Here is a 19,604-nt window from a genome sequence, read left to right on the forward strand (position 1 = left end):
ATATGCAAAGTATTAATAAGTATACTTTTAAAAGTAAAGCACTGTTTTTTTTAAGCCTTCTTTCGGTCTTGTTTTTTGCATCTTGTGAAGATGTTGTAAAACTAGATCTAGAAAATGGACCAACAAAATTAGTTGTCGATGCCGAAATTATTTGGCAAAAAGGAACAACCGGAAATGTACAAGTTATAAAAGTCAGTAAAACGGCACCGTATTATAATAACACCACACCAAAAGTTTCAGGAGCACAAGTAAAAGTTGAAAATAGCAATGGAGATATTTTTACTTTTAATGAAACAGAACCGGGTTCTTATGTCTGTAATAATTTTGTTCCTGTTCTAAATATGGAATATACACTGTCTGTAACTGCTGAAGGACAAAGCTTTAAAGCAGTTGAAAAACTGACATCTGTAGCACCAATTGACAGAGTAGAACAAGAAATTCATAAAGATGGAGTTGGAGATGAGACAATTGAGATCGTATATTATTTTAAAGATCCTGCTGATCAAACGAATTATTATCTGGCTGATTTTAAAAGTGATTTCCTATTGTATCCGGAATATATACTTACAGATGATGAATTATATAATGGAAATGAAATAAACAACCGATTCACAAATGATGACGACAAAATAGTACCTGGAAAAACTATTGACATTACACATCGTGGTATTTCTAAAAATTTCTATAATTATATGAAATTAATTTTAGAAATATACGGAGGAAGTCCTTTCTCAATTCCTCCGGGAAATATTAGAGGAAATATTGTAAATACAACTGACCCAAATAATTTTGCTTTCGGTTATTTCAGACTTTGCGAAGCCGATAAAGTATCTTATTTGGTAAAATAAAAAATTATTGGACGTTGATTTGTAATTGCATCTGGCATATAAGTATTTATGTCAGATGTTTTTTTTGAGTTACATTATTTCAAAATAAGTACTTATAAATTGTTGGTCTTCATTTCTTTGAAGTAACTCTATTTCTATTTTATTCGAATTGTATTGCTGGCCTCTGTAAATCCATCTGAAAATGTTAGGGTAAAGATTCTTGTCGACAATACTTCTCTGATTTATAATTTTTTCTTCTTTCAAATCATAAACAAAACTAAGATTAGAAAATGCCTGAATAATTTGAATTTGAGTCGGATTAATAAAATACGCCCATTCAATGTCAACGTGTTCATCAAACTTTATTCTTTTCTTTTCTAAAGTTGCCAAATCCGTAACCACTAAACTTCTTTTATTAATCATCAAATGAAAATCAGGATAAAAAAAGCTGCCAACTAAAGAATCCAAAATCATAGTTTTATCATCTCTGTAATAAGTATCTAAATTTGTTTTGTAATAAGTAGAAGTGTTTATTAAAAAAGAACCGAGAGTGCAAATGAAACCAAAACTTTTAGTTGGATGTTCAATTTCGATTTTTTCATCAATAAAACATTGAATTATCTTTTCTCCAAAAAGCTCTTGCGTTCTGTCAAAGTCATCAATTAAAACAGCATGATAAACAATCATTTGCCCGGCACTTCGTTCTTCCCAACCACGGTACTTTAGTTGTATTCTATTGGTTGTGTTTTTAATTGAACTTAGGCTTTCAATTTTTTTGAGTTGTATCATATTGTAATAGCAGAACTGGTTTTGTTATTATAAAATTTATTACTTAGAAGTGATTTTTTATTTTTGAAGTACTTGATTATTTCAAATGTAAAGTTATTTTTGATTAAAAAAAAACACTCAGTACAAATTTGAACTGAGTGTTTTTCTAAGCTATAAAAGTAAAATTTAAACAATAAGCTTTCTTCTAAATTACCATTTTATATGCATACTTCCCCAAGAGAACCCTGCACCAAAAGCGGTTACTATAATATTATCTCCTTTTTTGAAGTCGTTTTTAAAATCCCATAAACATAAAGGAATCGTTGCTGCCGTAGTATTTCCGTATCGCTGAATGTTTATCTTAAACTTGTCGATACCAATTCCGATATCTTCACTTACCGCCTGAATAATTCTCAGGTTAGCCTGATGTGGTATTACCCAGTCCACCATTTCCGGAGTCAGAGAAGCTTTTTCCATTAATTCCTTAGAAGTTCCGCTCATGTTTTTAACAGCTTGTTTAAAAACAGTTCTTCCTTCTTGCTGTACAAAATGCTGTTTGTTATGAATCGTTTCTTCAGATGTCGAAAGTAGAGAACCACCGGCACGTACCGTAAGATATTCAGCTCCTGTTCCGTCAGTTCTAAAAATGTTTTGTTGTATGCCTCGTCCTTCTGTATTTGGTCGTAAAAGTACCGCACCGGCACCGTCACCAAATAAAATACAACTGTTTCTATCTTCATAATTAACGATAGAACTCATTTTATCTGCACCAATTACGATTACATTTTTGTATCTGCCGCTTTCAATGAAACTTGCGCCAACTGAAAGAGCGTATAAAAAACCGCTGCAAGCAGAATTAAGGTCAAATCCCCAAGCGTTTTTCAAGCCTGCTTTTTCGCATACTAAGCTAGCTGCCGGAGTTAAAATACGGTCTGGCGTAGAGGTTGCTAGAATAACACAATCAACATCCAGAGGATCTATTGCGTAGTTTTTCATTAAATCTTTAACTGCAAAAGCTGCCATATCTGAAGTAGCCAATGTAGGATCATCAAGTATTCTTCTTTCTTTTATACCCGTGCGTGAAGTAATCCACTCATCTGAGGTATCAACCATTTTTTCTAAATCAGTATTGCTTAATACCGTTTCCGGTACATATCCTCCAATAGCAATAATGGAAGCGTTAATTGTATTCATTTATTTTAATGTTTCTCTATTGTGTGTTTTTCTTATTTTGGTTCCCTTTTACCTGGCTTATTTTCTTAAAGTCAGCTAAAGAACCTGCGGAGTAAAATGAAGTTCTGTTTTTTCTTTAATCAAAGTCATTTTTAATATTGTTTTTTTAAAGTCAGGACAGTGGGGGAATCATTTCACGATAGCAATCAAGCCTATTTTACCGCGAACAAAAAATTGTCTGACTCATAAATTTGAACCTAGGTAATTTTTGGTGCAAAGATAGAAATGAACTCGAAGTAAACCTAAATTTATTTGTCTGTACAAGGGTTTTACAGTATTAAAATATTGTTAAACATGCAAAAAATCAAACTGAATTATGTTTTGTACACCATTTTAGCTCTGTTACATCCATATAAATTTGGAATTTTATAAAATTTAAATCTCAATATTTTGGTTTAAAGAAATTGCCTACATCAAATGAGAATTTAAAAATAAAGTGACTGTTTTTATTTTTGTGGTATTAATCGTATAGCATTAAAGAAAATATTTTTAAAGTAATGGAGTATTAACGATTTTAAATTTTGGGAACACTTAAATTGAAAAGTATTGTTATTTCTACAATTTTAGTCGAGTTTAAGAATGAGATAAAGAAACAGAACCTAATTTCTTGTTTAACGTCTAATTATATTTATTGAATAATTTTATTATGTTTGCTCAGAATACATTACTCAAAAACAGAATACATTGTCAAATTCGGACTTAAATCACGATATTATCTTAATAAATCGCTTACGTGGCGGTGATGAGTCGGCTTTGACAGAATTGTACAACAAATTTTGGCAATCTTTATTTGTTTCTTCTTATAATGTATTGAAAGATAAAGAATTGTGTGAAGATATTATTCAGGATATTTTCATGAATATATGGCACAATCGCGAAAAACTTGAAATAAACATTTCTTTAAAAGGCTATATGTATGCCTGCGCCAGATATCAGGTTTTTAATCAGTTTAGGAAAAATAAAGACAAAATTCATGTAGAGCTTTTTGAGGATATTGATAAACGTTTTCAGCACGCAACTCCCGAAACTTTATTGATGCACGAAGAGCTGGTGCAACAAATAAACGCCATAATTGAAACCCTTCCTGAGAAATGCCAACAGGTTTACAAACTCAGCAGAGAGGAGCAATTATCGCATAAAGAAATTGCCGAACGGTTAAGTATTTCTAAAAAAACCGTCGAAAACCACATTACAAAAGCACTTCATGTCATCCGATTTTCTATGGGAAGCACTGCGAGTGTGGCAATGGTTTTATGGCTTTCAAAATACCTCTTCAAATAGAAATGTATTATTCTAAACTATAGGCCATTATTTGATTTTACAAAATAAAACTTTTCCTATTTTTTAGATGCTTTTCATAAAAAATATAAAATATTTCAAAAAAAAATCCATTTCGACTAGGGGGTACAAGTCATTTTGTACACTTACTAGTATTACTCCCCGATTAATATATTAAAAGAAAATGAAAAGAGAAGAATTTTTGGTGTTACTAAATAAATATCTTTCTGGTGAAACCAATGCAGAGGAGAATAAATTATTGCTGAATTATTACGAAAGCTTTCAAACAAGTTCAGAGTGGGATTTGGCTTTGGGATCAAAAGAAGAATTGGAAAGTAAAATGAGAAATAGGATCCAAAATGCTTTAGCTTCAGAAGAAGTAAAAGTAATACCGATTCATAAACCATTCTACTCCAAAAATATTTTCAGAATCGCTGCGGCGGCAGTTGTACTATTGTTTGTTTCAATTTCGATATTATTCAATACAAATGCATTTGATAAACAAAATAATTCAGTTGTAATCAACAAAAAGATTATGATTGGCAGTGATAAGGCAACTTTAACTCTTGAAGACGGATCTGTAATCGCTTTAGAAAAAGGAAAAGCCTACAATTCAGGAAGTGTTAGCAGTAACGGAGAGAAATTAATTTATAATTCTAAGAATAATAAAAGCACAATTGCCAGTAACTATTTAACGATTCCAAGAGGAGGACAGTTTTTTGTACAATTGGCAGATAGCACAAAAGTTTGGCTGAACTCAGAATCACAATTAAAATATCCGGTAGAATTTGTTGATGGAGAAACGAGACAAGTAGAATTGGTTTACGGAGAAGCTTATTTTGAAGTTTCGCCAAGTACGAAACACAAAGGCGCAAAATTCAAAGTAAAAACACAAATGCAAAATGTAGAGGTTATAGGAACTCAGTTTAACATTAAAGCATATAAAGATGAAACGAATATTTATACCACTTTAGTAGAAGGAAAAGTGGCTATTAGCAATGCACAAAACAAACAATTTTTAGTGCCAAGCCAGCAATCGAAAATAAGTCGAACCGATGATAATATAAAAATTGAAACCGTAGATGTTTACAACGAAACATCGTGGCGAAAAGGGCTTTTTGTATTTAAAGGAATGCCGTTAAAAGATATTGCAAAAGTCTTATCACGCTGGTATGACGTTGATATCGAGTTTGCTGATCCTGCTTTAGGAAATGTAAAATTTAACGGAGTATTGAATAAGGATCAAAAACTGGAAGACATATTAACCACTATAAAGAATATTAATTTTATTAATGCCTATGAGATAAAAAAACACAAAGTGATAATAAAATAAAAAGAAAAGGGATTGAAGTTTAGACTTCCGACGGTACCGCGCTTCATCCCTTTTTTGAGATTAATCAATTAATCGATTTTAACAACCAACCAACCAATTAACATGTAAATTTATGAAATTTAAATTAACCGGAGTCTTTTTCTATTTTAGAAAAAGGCTAATTATTAACATTATGAGAACTTTCATTTTCTTGTTTTGCACCGCAATTTTTGGTTTTACACCAGGAAATATGTTTTCTCAAAACTTAAAAGTTGTGATTCCCGCTGATAAAACGGTGACTGTAGACGAAGTTTTTGATATTATCAAACAACAAACAAACTACACCTTTATTTATCAGGAAGATTTATTTAAAAAATTACCCAAAGTACATTTAAAGAAAGGAAAAATCAGAGTAAACGAATTACTTGAAGCCAGTTTTCCCAAAAAAGATTTTGATTTTAGCTTTACCAATGGCAATACGATTTTAGTAAAAGAAAATCGAGTAGAGAAAGTATACGTTTTGCAACAGGCAAAACCTATTGAAATTACCGGTACGGTAACCAATGCCAAAAAAGAACCCCTGCCGGGAGTTAACGTAAAAGTCAAAGGAACAAACGCAACCGCACAAACTGATTTTGACGGAAAATATACGATTATAGCCCCAAACGACGGGATTTTACTGTTCAGTTATATTGGGCACAGATCAGAAATTATTGCTGTAAATAATAAAAAAGTAATCAACATAACCCTTACGGAAGAAACAAGGCAGTTAGACGGAGTTGTAGTAAATACGGGGGTTACAGTTCGTAAAAAAGAACTTATTACTGGAGCAGTAACCATATACAGAGGTGAAGAATTAAGACAAGTTTCGACCCAAAACGTAGTTCAGGCTTTAAAATCTTTAGATCCGTCATTTATCGTTTTAAACAACAATTTAGTTGGGTCAAACCCGAATATTTTGCCAACAATTGAGGTTAGAGGGCAAACTAGTTTAACAGCGAATCAGGTTGACAGTCAGTTTAGAGACGACCCTAATCAGCCGTTGTTTATTTTAGATGGATTTCCTACGACTTTACAACAAGTAGTTGATTTGGATATTAATAGAATTGCGAGCATAACATTATTGAAAGATGCAGCTTCGACGGCCTTATACGGGTCTCGTTCTGCAAACGGAGTTGTGGTTATAGAAACCAACAAACCAATACCAGGAAGATTACAGTTTTCGTATGTCTATAATTCTTCTTATGAATTGGCAGATTTAGGGGTTTATCATTTAATGAATGCCGACCAGAAATTAGAATTCGAAAGACTTTCAGGAGCTTTCCAAACTTCTGCCGGTACAAGTGCAGCGGTACAATACCAGTGGGATCAGGAGTATAATAAACGTTTAGCCGCTGTACGTCGCGGAGTAAACACCTATTGGTTAAATGAACCGATTCAAATGGGAATAACTTCCGGACACAGTTTGTCTTTTGGAGGAGGATCTGAAGAATTTAGATTTAATATCGCAGGAAACTACAAAACGCTAACCGGAACAATGAAAGGTTCTGAGCACAATACCTGGGGATACAATACAACCTTAAACTATAGAAAAAATAAACTAAGCATTAATAATAACTTCTTTGTTTCGGGCGGAAACAATCAGGAATCCCCATACGGTTCTTTTGAAATTTGGGCAAAAGCCAGTCCATATTATCCAAAGATGAATGAAAACGGTGTGATAACACGTTATCTTGACGGAACATCTTTGCCAATTCCGTCAAACGAACCTACAATTGTTAATCACGCACCCAATCCGCTTTACAATGTGTTTTTGCCAAGTTATGATAAAGGAAATGACTTTAATTTCACCAATAACTTTGCTATAAATTATGATGTAAACGCACATATTAAAACGACCGGCGCAATATCTGTTTCCAGAAATAGTGGTATAGGAACTGTATTTGTATCTCCGGATGACACCAGTTTTATCACTAAGATTGCTACAGAAAAAGGAACTTATACGAGAAATGAAGCCATAACTAATAAATGGAATGCAAACCTTGGAGGAACATATTCTAATGTTTTCAATAATGTGCACTCTTTCAATTATACTATTAGAGCAACGGCTCAGGAAACCAAAAACAACTCTTATTTATCAGCTTTAAGAGGATTTCCAATTGGAGTAGCGGGAAATCCTTCATTTGCTTTTGGATATGAACCAAACGAAAAACCGAAAGTTTTCACAGAATTAATTCGAAGCGTTGATTTAACCAACCAAATCAACTACGCTTACGACCGCAGATTTCTATTTGATTTTACACAAACGATTTCAGGTGCGACAAATTTCGGAACCAACAAAAAATATTCACCTTATTGGGGTGTAGGTATTGGCTGGAATTTGAATAATGAATTTAAAATGAAAGAAGAGATTGTTAACATTTTAAAATTACGTGCGAATCTTGGTCAGACCGGAAACCAGAATTTAGTAGGTTTTGCTTCTTATGATGTATATGCTTATAATGCTAATACCAACGTTTTTGGTGCAGGATTAGGGATTTCTCAAATAGCAAATCCTAATCTGGAAGCTCAAAAAACAAAGGATTTATCTTTAGGATTAGATTTAGGAATGTTCAGAAACAGATTAACAGCAACATTTGGCGCTTATCGTCGCAGAACTTCGCCTCAAATTGTAGCCATAGATCTAGCAGCTTCTACAGGAGTAAATGCTTACCCTTTAAATTTGGGTTATTTGACCACTGAGGGATTAGAGATTAAAATAAACTACAACTTTATTTACGACCTGAGAAACAATTTTGTTTGGGGAGTAGGTTTAATGTCGGCCTCCGGAGATAATAAATTGGGAGGTTTCAATAATGCGTTAACTTCTTTGAATGATGCAGCGCAAAAAACAAGCAGCTTAACCAGATACTATGATGGAGCAAGCAGTAACGATCTTTGGGCAGTACCTTCTTTAGGAATTGACCCGGCAACAGGTAAAGAAATTTTCCTGAAGAAAAACGGACAAACTACTTTTATTTTAGATAAAAAAGATGAAGTAGTAATGGGAAATTCAAGAGAAACCGCTACAGGAGTTATTTCGACAAACCTAACTTATCAAGGTTTTAGTTTTGGATTATTCGTGCGTTACAGCTTTGGTGCAGACCGATTTAACTCAGCATTATACGATAAAGTTGAGAACATTTCTAAAGATAATATTTTTGATAATCAAGACGCCAGAGCCTTTACAGATCGTTGGACAACACCAGGACAAATGGCACAATTTAAAGCTATTGGTTTAACAAATGCGACACCAATTTCATCAAGGTTTATCCAGAAAGACGATTATATTTCAGGAGAATCTGTTCGTTTTGGATACAGAGTAACCGATAGAGTATGGTTAAAAAGAGCAGGACTAACCGCATTAGGATTTAATGCATTGGCCAATGAATTTTTTAGAATTTCTACTATAAAAGCAGAACGTGGTATCGATTATCCTTTTTCAAGAATCTATTCACTTAGTTTAAACTTATCATTTTAATCCTTATGAAAAAGTACTTATATAAAATTGCATTTACCATTCTTGTATCCCTTACAGCCATTGGTTGTAGTGATTTTTTGGATGTAGTGCCACAAGACAAAATTTTAGAAGACCAAACCTATAGTTCAGAGGCAGGAGTTCAAAATGTACACAACGGATTGTACCTTCAATTAGCGTCAGAGGACTTGTATGGCAGACAATTGACGATGGATGCTGTAGAAATTTTAGGACAGCAATACAACATTTCTTCCTCCCATAGTCAAAATAGAATGGCTACTTATGCTTACGCCGAAAAAACGCCAAAAGCAACCATGTCAGGTATTTGGGAAAAAGCGTACACGACAATTTTATCGACCAATAAATTCTTAGAAAGTATAGACGAACATACAGGAGCAATCCCGGCAGAAAAAGCAAATCTGTTAAAAGGAGAAGCTATTGCGATACGTGCTATGCTTCATTTTGATATGCTGCGCCTGTTTGGACCAATTTATAAAGTTGCGTCCTCAGATCCTGCAATACCGTATTATGATGTATTTGTAACGACAAATAATCCAATCTTACCGGCAAAAGATGTTATTGCAAAAATCCTTGCAGATTTAGATACTGCTTTAGGTTTATTAGCAAATGACCCTATACTTATAGTTGGAAGATACGATACCGCAAAAACCTTTGATGGTAACCCGTATTATGCTTCAAACCGTGGGCAAAGAATGAATTATTTAGCTGTAAAATGTTTAAAAGCTCGTGTTCTCTTGTATTCAGGTGATAAAGTTGGAGCATCAGCAGTAGCAAATGAACTGATTACTTTTGCAAAAACAACCCCATTTTTTCCGTGGACACCATTTTTAGAAGCTACAAATGCGTCTAATCCTGATAGAACTTTTTCTTCAGAAAATTTCTTTTCCCTAAGTGATTATACTTTATACACCAAACAAAAAGACCTGTTTGATTCGAGTTTGGAGGATAGCAGAATATACGCTCCATTATTGAACCGATTAACGGCCGTTTTTGAATCTAATGATAATGATTACAGAAGTTTGCCAAGTTGGAAAATTCCAATTGTGGGAGGAAAAACAATGAAAACCTTTTTTAAATATGAGGATGTAGCTAATAAAACCAAATTGTTCCGTTTACAGATTCCGATGTTTAAACTTTCAGAGATGTATTTAATAGCGGCAGAAACAGCAACGGTTCCTGCTGATGGAATTGCTTTTTTGAATACATTGCGTTTCAACAGAGGTTTAGTAAATCTGGGAACAAATGCAGTATTAACAACAGAAGTTACAAAAGAATACAGAAAAGAATTTATAGGCGAAGGGCAATTGTTTTTTTATTATAAAAGAATCAATTCGGCAACAATTCCTAACGGTTCAGCCGCATCAGGAAATATTTCGATGGGACCACTTCAATATGTTGTGCCGTTACCGGATTCTGAGATTAATTTTCAATAATTTAAAAAAGTAAAGATGAAAAAAATATTGATTTTAAGTAGTATTCTTTTATCCATTTTAGGATTTACGTCATGCAGTCAGGAAGAAATAGAAACCTATAAAGATACCGATAATATCTATTTTTCGCCTTCAGTATTCCCAATTCCCGTAAGTGCAGTAAATATATTAACCGATAGTGTAGGATTAAGTTTTGGTTTAGAGAATCCGTCAATCATCGAAAAAACATATAAAATTCCGATAAGAGTACAAGGAAAACTAAGCGATACAGACCGAAAAGTAAAAGTAACCATTGATCCCGCAAGTACAGCTATTGAAGGAACGCATTTTACGCTTCCTGAAAATATTGTTATGCATGCCGGACATGAAGTCGATACTATTGCAGTAAAGATTCGCAGAACTCCGGACATGAAAGACAAAAGCATGCTTTTGGTTTTAAACTTAGAAGAAAACGAAGCCTTTACTACAAAAATGAAAAGCAAAGTGATAAATGTTTTGACTCAAAAAAAGATGAGTTTTATTAGTTTCAAATTGACTTTTGATGATAAACTGACAATGCCTCCGGGATGGTTCGCTCCATTTTTGGGCGTTTTTACAGCCAAAAAGTTCTTTTTAATGTGTGATTTAATGCATTTAGAACCGTCGATGTTCAATCAGAAACTGGGATCGACCGGATTATCACTTCCAGATGTACAGTATTATCAAAATTTTATGAAACGCTATCTTCTCGATCAAAAAGCGCAGGGTAATACAATTTATGAAGAGGACGGAACTGAAATGTTTATTCCTTGATAATCATTCATTTTTAATATAAAACACATACAACGATGTCAAAAAATATAAAAATATTATGTACGCTGTTACTGCTGCTGCTTTTGAGCTGGAGCTGCGCCAACGATGAAGGTACTTATAACTATAATGCCATAAACGAAATAAAAGTAACCGGAATAGCACAAACCTACACCACTTATACAGGAGAACATTTTAAGATTGAACCCAATTTAAGCCCAACAATAGACGATGGCAGCGATCCGGTTCGTTATGCATACGAATGGGTTGCCGTAAATCCTGCAAAACTTGCATCAGAATCCAGAACGCTTATTGCAACAACAAAAAACTTTGATGGTATATTAAAGTTACCGCCTGCAAAATATGCTGTTTATTATTTTATTAAAGATAAAGTAACAGGAGTAAAATGGCAGCAGCCAGCTTTTGAATTAAACGTAGTTTCGTCTATTTATGAAGGCTGGATGGTCATTGGTGATGTCGACGGAAAAGCACGTTTAGACATGGTATCGATTATTCCAAATGTAGCGACTCCACGTATTATTACAGATGTTCTGGATGCGTCAGGATCAGCCTTAAAGTTAGCCGGAAAAGCGGTTAGTGTAGATTGTTTTAATCAGCCATTTGTTACACCGCTGATGTACGGAATTTATGTAACAGCTTCAGAAAGCGGAACAGCCAGACTAGATCAGGATTCATTTTCATGGGTGCCGTCTCAAAATATTGCCTACGAAACAGTTGGAGGTGCGCTTCCTAACAATTTTGGGGTAGATTTTATGAAATCTGCCACACCAGGCGAAAATTTTCTTTACAGTAATGGTGATATCTATTTTTATTTTAGAATTTATCAGATAAAATACGGTCTTCCTCAAAACAAAGTAGATACAGAAACTAAAACTTTTTATGCAGCACCATTTATTGCAGAAAACCAGGGATCATTAGGAACTCCAGTTTTTTATGATAAAGACGCAAGACGTTTTTTACGTTATAGCACTACTAAAGGAAGTTGTTCTATAATGCCTCCGGTGGTTGGTTCATCGAGTGTGCTGGATTGGAATAATACCAATTGCGATTTGGTTTTTATGGCATCAACAGCTTTTAATCAGGGAGAAAATTTTGCGGTGTTAAAAAACCTTACAACCGGTAAATATCATTTGCTTCGATTCAACAGAGAATTGGTGCAAGTTTATTACAAAGAAATTCTAAATGCACCAGATTTTGACAAAGCAACAAAATTTGCTGTAAGTCCCGATTCCGGATATTTGTTTTATGCTGTTGGCGGAAAATTGTATGAATACGATAACGGAACCCAAACGGCTAAGCTAATGTTAGACAAAGGATCTGAAGAAATTACTTTTATAGATTTTAACAACAGATCAAAAACTTTTTCTAAAAGTTTAATTGTAGGCAGTTATAACGGAACAGTTGGAAAGATGGAATTATTTACAGTTCCTCCTGTAAACGGCGCCTTAGTTTTGGATCAAACCTATAACGGTTTGTGCAAAATTGTTGATGTTGCCTATCGTTCAAGATAATTAATAACCTTAAATACTAAAAAGCCGAATGAATTTTAAACATTCATTCGGTTTAAAAACCACACACATTTATGAAACTCATTTTTAAAATTGCAAGCGCATTTTTGCTGCTTGCCGGGACTTCTGTTGCCTTAAACGCACAAACGCAAGCTACGGATGAAAGTTGGGAAAAGACTAAAAAACAAGCCGTTGCCGAAAAGAAATTAATTTTTGTAGACCTTTATTTTACGGGTTGCATGCCTTGTGCACAAATGGACAAAGAAGTATTTCCGGATCCTAAAGTTACAGCTTTGCTAAGCGCAGATTTTGTGACATTCAAATCTGATATTATGAAAGAAGAAATTGGCAAAAAGTTATGTATGAAATATGGCGTAACGGGTTTTCCAACCTTCTTATTTGTAAATTCTGATGGAAAAATTATTGATATAGCGGCAGGATTTCAATCTGTAGATCAATTTACTACATTACTTCAAAACGCGAAAGAAGCGGCTAAAAAAGGAAATTTCAAAAAATACAGCCCGGAAATTAAGGAGAAAGATTATCCCGAGTTTTACCAACAAGCTTATATGGCAGGCAAAAGAAATGTTACTTTTGAAGTTGTTGATGCATACTTAAAAGCGCAGCCATCTTTATTAGAAGAAGTTCCTTTTGTAATCATCTCCGGACTTAGAATTGGAAGAGAATACGATGATTTTTTCTTCAAAAATATAAAAACACTTTTCAAAGATTACGGGAGATCAAGCGTAAACGGTCAGCTATTTTACATTTTGCAGCGTAAGAAAAAAGAGTTTGAAAAAAGCAATGATTTAGTGGGATTCAAAAAAGTATTAGAAAGCTCAAAAGAATATTATACATCAGATGAATGGACGAGATACGAGGGTATTTTACTGAAAGATTTTGGTACAGCAAAGACATCGGACAACCCGTATACATTACAAAAATAACCCAAAATGAAAAAGATATTGATGCTATGGATATCGTTTACTGGTTTGTGTGCAAATGCGCAAAAAAGTACCATTCCACAAGTTATAAAAGCCTTTGGAAAATCATTTCAAAACAAAGATTACAACAGTTTAAAAAACCTTTTGGCGCCTGAATTTACTGTTGGTGTTGGCGATTCGTCTTCAAATGAATTCTATTTAAACGGGATTTTTAATGCTTTTCCGGCGTTGGATTCTTTACAGGTGGGGAAATCTACTGTGGTTAAAAATGAAACCAGAGTTGCGGTAGATTTTTGCTTTAAGGGAAAAGAAAAAAAAGCATCAGAAATCGTTTTTAACAAAGAAAACAAAATTCTATATGTGGCATTTTTTGACAAATTGTACAGAGTCGACCGAAATGCAGCCGTTCAAAAAGTGGCGAGTATTCCGTTTGAAATGATAGAAAATGCAATCGCCATAAAAATAAAACTGAATAAATCTGATCGCGAATTTTTAATGCTTTTTGATACCGGAGCAGACGGAATGGCTTTAAATCCTGACAGCGCTTACAAAGCTGGAGTTGTGGTTACAAGTAATAAATCAACATCAGTAGTTGGCGGAAGTCAGCAAGTACAATATTCAGCAAACAATACGATTTACATTGGCAATCAGACAATACCAAATCAAGGATTGGTTATTTTTCCAAAAAGCAGTGTTTATGACGGATTGTTTGGAGCAAATTTACTTCGCAATTATATCACAAAAGTCAACTTCGATACCCATACAATTGACCTTTATAATTTTGGAAGTTATGTTTATGATGGCAAAGCAAAACCATTTGTTTTTGATTATAAAACAGGTCTGCCGGTTGTAAAATTGAGTTTGACTTTTGAAGATAAAAAAACAGTAGAAGGCAATTTTACTTTTGATACCGGAGCCGGTTACGATTTGATTGCTTACGGACCTTTCAACCATAAAAACGATTTGCAAAAAAGTTTGAAAACCGAATACGTATCAACAAATCATAGTCTGGGGAAACAAACCCAAATTATTGGCGGAACAATTCCGAATATTTCTATCAACGGAAACAATTTTCCAGACGTAACAATTGCGTTGCAGGAATATCAGGAAGACAATAAAAGTTGGGCTTCCGCCGATGGTTCATTGGGAATTGATTTAATAAAACGATTCAATTTTACGATCGATTTATTGCACAAAACCATGTATCTGGAACCTAATAAAAGCTTTAAGAAAACATCTTCTTTTTATTTATCAGGACTTGATTTGGATTTTGATGAACAGAATAACTTAATCATAAAAAGAATAATAAATTCTGAAAACGAAGAATTAAAAAGTATAAAACCGGGTGCCAAAATAACTCAGATTAACGATTTTGAAAGTACAGATTTACGCAACCCTGAAAATATTAAAAAACTAAAAACCTCTAAAGAAACCAAAGATTTTATCATAGAACAAAACGAACAGTCCCTTAGAATATCACTTTAAACAGCAATCAAAAAACAAAAGACATCATGAAAAAATACACTATCTATCTCCTTCTAATTGCCATTTTTATCGGGCAATTTGGTTTTGCTTCAGGCAATTCTGAATACGCAATGATTACAGGAAAACTTTCGATTATCGAAAATAAAATCAAAGAAGTTAATATTCTAAATGTTGTAGAAGGGCAGGCGGCAATTGCAGCAACCGCAAAAGTAAACGCTTCAGGCGAATTTGGGTTTATGCTTCCAATTACAACTGCGGGATTTTATTATGTTGATTACGGGCAATTTAAAGGCAGAAATCAATTAATTCGCTTGTATTTAGAACCAAAAACAGACTTAAATCTAGATATCAATAAAGACAATTATGTTTTAAGCGGTAAAAATGTAGGTCAGAATGCTTTGGTTCAAAAAGCAAATGAAATCTACAATGAATTTGCTGTTTTTGCAAGACTTGGAGGCAATGTAACCTACGTAGATTTTTATCCTTGGCTTGACGGAGGATTAGCAAAGGCAGATGCCTTTAGCAAAACCATTAAAACCAAAGACGCAACATTTAATAAATTATTAAAACTGGCAGTTGCTACAGATGTTGAAGAATTAACCTATACGTTTTTTAGAATGCCAAGAACTGCATTTCCGGACAAAAAAGATACTCCGGCAGTGATAAAAACATGGCAAACCGACAAAAAATTTACAGATCCTGATTTGCTTAAATTGGCAAACGGCGTTTCATTAATGTCAAATTATTTCTTTTATATTTATGTAAATGGAGCCGAAACTCCAAAACGTATAGACTATGCAGAAACCATCACACACATTACAGATCCGGGTTTAAAAGACGCTTATGTGCGTGACGCAATTGCAACATCGCGCATGAAAATCGAAGAATACGAAAAAATAGCGCCGCTTCTTAAACCTTATCTAATCTCAGAAAACAGCAAAACATTTATCTTAGAATATGAAAAAGTGCTTCATAAAAATGTAGGTCAAAAAGGATTAGAATTCACTTATAATGACATTGAAGGAAAACCGGTTTCATTCTCAGATTTTAAAGGAAAATACGTGTACATCGATTTATGGGCAACCTGGTGCGGGCCTTGTAAAGCAGAAATTCCACACATGAAAAAAATCGAAGAAGACTATCACGGAAAAAATATTGTATTTGTAAGCCTTTCTTTAGACAAATTAAAAGACAATCAAAAATGGAAAGACTTCGTTAAAAAAGAACAATTAAAAGGCATCCAAATCATGGCAGATAAAGATTTCGAATCAGATGTAGCCAAGAATTATGACGTCAATGCCATTCCGAGATTTTTATTATTTGATCCCAAAGGAAATATCATCAACTCAGATGCATTGCGCCCATCAAATCCTGAATTGAGAGAGCAATTAGATAAATTATTAAAAGTATAAGTAACCTATTTGTGGTAACTATTTAAACACATAGTGACATAGATTTAAATTAAAAGTTTAAGATGTTTTTAAAAAATCAAGATTTTATCACATAGGGCTATATGTGTTCATATAAGTGAAACGCCTTTTACGTGTATCGATAAACTATGTTTCTATGTGTTTAAATACTTATCAACTAGATAAAAAGAAAAATAATATGTTTTATAAACAAAAGTCTACACTTGTTTTTTTATTTGTAATTGGATTATTTCAGGCAAGTGCTCAGAATTTCAAGGCAAATGACCCAATTGCAATCAATCAGAAAATAAAAAAAGGAGTATTGCCAAACGGCATGACGTATTACATTTATCCAACAACGGTAAATAAAAATACAGCAAGTTATTACATCATTCAAAACGTAGGTTCAATTCTCGAAAATGATCAACAAAAAGGTTTGGCGCATTTTCTGGAACACATGGCGTTTAACGGAACCAAACATTTTGAAGGAAAAGGAATCCTGAATACACTTCAGAAGCAAGGAGCTGTTTTTGGTAAAAATATCAATGCGTACACAAGCACAGATGAAACCGTTTACAACCTCGATAATATTCCGTCGCAAGATGGCGGAGTAGTAGATACGTGTTTATTGGTTTTGCACGATTGGTCTAACTTTTTGTCTTTAACCAACGAAGAAATTGATGCTGAGCGCGGCGTAATTACGGAGGAATGGCGTACAAGACAAAATGCAGGACAACGCATTTACGATCAGCTTTCGCCATATTACTACAACAACTGTTTGTACGCAGACCGCAAACCAATTGGTGATATGGAAATTGTCAAAAACTTTAAATATCAGGTTTTAAAAGATTTTTATAAAGATTGGTACCGTCCGGATTTGCAGGCAATCGCCATTGTAGGAGATATCAATGCTAACGAAATCGAAGAAAAAATCAAGAAGCTTTTTGCAGATATTCCAACACCTGTAAACCCTAAAAAGCGTTTTGAAATCGCAATTCCGGATAATGATAAAGCAACTTTTAAATTGGCATTAGACAAAGAAATTTCTTCTTCGAGTATCATTTATATGATTCGTCACAAAGCTGAAAAACCAACCGGAACTTTCGCTGATTTAGAAAAATCAACCCAACGCAGCATTGCCTTTTCACTGATCAATAACAGATTGGCCGAAATGGCACAAAAAGAAGATTGTCCGTTTAAAGGTGCACAAATTGGGTATCAAAATTACAGCCGTTTAAACGATATTTTATTTGCTAGTGTTTCGCCAAAGCCCAATCAGCAACAAGCCGCTTTTACAGCAGTAATGAACGAATGGGTTCGTGCTTCTAAATTTGGTTTTTCTAAAGGAGAAATCGAAAGAGCAGTTGCAGAAGACATTTCAGGTTATGAAAACTACCTTGAAAAGATAAACGAGATTTCGCATAAAAGCGTCATCGGGATGGTGAAAAATGATTATTTGAAACATGAAATCATTAGTGATCCTACAGCTGAATTTGAAATGGAAAAAGCGATTCTGAAAAATTTAGATACAGCAATTCTTCAGAAACAATTAAACGAATTATACACTGCAAACAATAGAGTTGTTGGTGTTACAGGAGTAGAAAACGAAAATAATCTGAATGAAGAACAAGCTTTTGATATTATCGCTAAAGCGGAAAACAACCCAACCTTAAAACCGTATGTAGACACTTTTGTCGCTACAACACTTATGGGTGATATCGTTTTGAAGCCCGGGAAAATTGTATCAGAACAGAAAACGGCAGCGATCGACGCAACAACTTATGTGTTGAGTAATGGCGTAAAAGTGCATTACAAATTCGCTGATAAAAACAAAAAAGAAGTATCACTAATAGCTGAAAGTTTTGGTGGAGCTTCGCTATACGAGCCCGCAGATATTCCGTCTGTAGATGGCGCTACAACTTTGGCGATGATGTCAGGTGTTGGATCACTTTCGAATACAGATTTAGAAAAAGTTCTGAAAGGAAAAACAGCATCAGCAAATGTGTCTATTTATAATTTGACCGAAAAGATTCAGGCTAATACAAACGTAAAAGATATAGAAACCATGATGCAATTGGTTTATTTACGCTTTATGAAACCAAGATTTGATCCTGAAATGTATGCTTTGACAAAACAAAGAAAACAGAATTCTTTGAAGAATAAAGAGAAAAATATCAACTCAAAAATGTCTGATAGTCTGACGTATGCAGTTTATGGAAAAAACAACCCAAAAATACGTTTAATGGACCAGCAATATATTGATGATTTGTCTTTTGATAAAATGAAATCAATCTATCTGGAACGTTTTGCTGACATTGCTAATTTTGAATTTTATATCGTTGGAGATGTTACTCCTGAGGTTTTGAAGCCTTTATTAGAAAAATATATCGCAAGTATTACTGGAATTAAAAGAAACGAAAAATTTAAGGATAATACCGTTAAATGGGTTTCGAATAAAATTCAAAAGGATGTTTTTCTAAAAATGGAAACACCAAAAAGTTCGGTAAAAATCAAATACACAGAGGATTTTGCTTATAATCAGAAAAATGTAATCGCAGCTTCATTTCTTGGCGATATCCTGACTTTGAGATATACGGAAAGTTTACGTGAAAAAGAGGGCGGAACTTATGGTGCTCAAGTGGGAGCAAGTGTTGTCAAACTGCCAAAACCGACCGCTTCTCTTGCTATTGCATTTGATTGTGATGCTAACAAAGTCGATCATTTATTGCCTATTGTATATCAGGAAATGGACAAGATTAAAAAAGGAGAAATTGTAAAGGAAGATTTAGAAAAAACTAGAACCAACTATATCAAAGTAAAGAAAGATCAACAAGATTTTAATTTTAATAGTATGGATTTGATTTATAATTATTTCCAAAATAATTTAAATATGGATGACCCAAAAAATTATTTGGATATTGTCAATGGAATCACAGCAAAGGATATTCAGGATTTTGCCAATTCTTTCCTCAATAAAGCAGATTCATACGAAGTTGTTTTTAAACCGCAATTATAGTTTTTCAAAAGGTTTTTCACAAAAGTGTTTAATTATTATTCCCTAT

Annotated in this window: 13 protein-coding genes; 11 read left to right on the top strand and 2 right to left on the bottom strand. The window is 33.8% G+C overall.

Annotation, left to right across the window (positions count from 1 at the left end; translation table 11 throughout):
- The first annotated feature begins 2 nt into the window (after positions 1–2).
- Positions 3–848: a DUF4249 domain-containing protein gene (locus tag LPB88_RS20990; protein WP_230717618.1), complete on the top strand. Its 846-nt coding sequence runs from the start codon at positions 3–5 to the stop codon at positions 846–848.
- 69 nt (positions 849–917) lie between these two features.
- Here LPB88_RS20990 and LPB88_RS20995 read toward each other — a convergent pair whose 3' ends face one another.
- Both LPB88_RS20995 and LPB88_RS21000 read right to left on the bottom strand, forming a co-directional pair.
- The gene (locus LPB88_RS20995; RefSeq protein WP_230717619.1) at positions 918–1,616 is read right to left on the bottom strand and encodes a hypothetical protein; all 699 of its coding nucleotides are present in this window, start codon (positions 1,614–1,616) and stop codon (positions 918–920) included.
- A 189-nt stretch (positions 1,617–1,805) separates the two neighbouring features.
- Positions 1,806–2,789, bottom strand: a complete 984-nt coding sequence (locus LPB88_RS21000) for a beta-ketoacyl-ACP synthase III (protein ID WP_230717620.1) — start codon at positions 2,787–2,789, stop codon at positions 1,806–1,808.
- 723 nt (positions 2,790–3,512) lie between these two features.
- Between LPB88_RS21000 and LPB88_RS21005 the strand changes: the two genes are divergently transcribed.
- The 10 genes from LPB88_RS21005 to LPB88_RS21050 all read left to right on the top strand — a co-directional run bounded on the left by LPB88_RS21005 (position 3,513) and on the right by LPB88_RS21050 (position 19,558).
- A complete protein-coding gene (locus LPB88_RS21005) occupies positions 3,513–4,109 on the top strand; it encodes an RNA polymerase sigma factor (RefSeq protein ID WP_230717621.1) in 597 nt (198 codons plus the stop codon).
- A 181-nt stretch (positions 4,110–4,290) separates the two neighbouring features.
- The gene (locus LPB88_RS21010) at positions 4,291–5,439 is read left to right on the top strand and encodes a FecR family protein (protein WP_230717622.1); all 1,149 of its coding nucleotides are present in this window, start codon (positions 4,291–4,293) and stop codon (positions 5,437–5,439) included.
- A gap of 172 nt (positions 5,440–5,611) precedes the next feature.
- The gene (locus LPB88_RS21015; protein WP_230717623.1) at positions 5,612–8,938 is read left to right on the top strand and encodes a SusC/RagA family TonB-linked outer membrane protein; all 3,327 of its coding nucleotides are present in this window, start codon (positions 5,612–5,614) and stop codon (positions 8,936–8,938) included.
- A 5-nt stretch (positions 8,939–8,943) separates the two neighbouring features.
- Positions 8,944–10,389, top strand: coding sequence for a RagB/SusD family nutrient uptake outer membrane protein (locus tag LPB88_RS21020; RefSeq protein ID WP_230717624.1), 1,446 nt, complete (start codon positions 8,944–8,946; stop codon positions 10,387–10,389).
- 15 nt (positions 10,390–10,404) lie between these two features.
- Complete coding sequence (locus tag LPB88_RS21025) at positions 10,405–11,178, top strand: DUF4843 domain-containing protein (protein WP_230717625.1); 774 nt, start codon at positions 10,405–10,407, stop codon at positions 11,176–11,178.
- 35 nt (positions 11,179–11,213) lie between these two features.
- Positions 11,214–12,707, top strand: a complete 1,494-nt coding sequence (locus LPB88_RS21030; RefSeq protein ID WP_230717626.1) for a PKD-like family lipoprotein — start codon at positions 11,214–11,216, stop codon at positions 12,705–12,707.
- Between the two features lie 71 nt (positions 12,708–12,778).
- Positions 12,779–13,651: a thioredoxin fold domain-containing protein gene (locus tag LPB88_RS21035; RefSeq protein WP_230717627.1), complete on the top strand. Its 873-nt coding sequence runs from the start codon at positions 12,779–12,781 to the stop codon at positions 13,649–13,651.
- A gap of 6 nt (positions 13,652–13,657) precedes the next feature.
- A complete protein-coding gene (locus LPB88_RS21040; protein WP_230717628.1) occupies positions 13,658–15,133 on the top strand; it encodes a retropepsin-like aspartic protease in 1,476 nt (491 codons plus the stop codon).
- A 26-nt stretch (positions 15,134–15,159) separates the two neighbouring features.
- Positions 15,160–16,545 carry a TlpA disulfide reductase family protein gene (locus LPB88_RS21045; RefSeq protein WP_230717629.1) on the top strand — a complete coding sequence of 462 codons (1,386 nt, stop codon included), beginning with the start codon at positions 15,160–15,162 and terminating at the stop codon, positions 16,543–16,545.
- Positions 16,546–16,741: 196 nt separating this feature from the next.
- Entirely contained in the window at positions 16,742–19,558 is a 2,817-nt protein-coding gene (locus tag LPB88_RS21050; protein ID WP_230717630.1) for a pitrilysin family protein, read from the top strand.
- Positions 19,559–19,604 lie beyond the last annotated feature (46 nt).

This window comes from Flavobacterium sp. JAS, from assembly GCF_020991455.1.
GTDB lineage: Bacteria > Bacteroidota > Bacteroidia > Flavobacteriales > Flavobacteriaceae > Flavobacterium.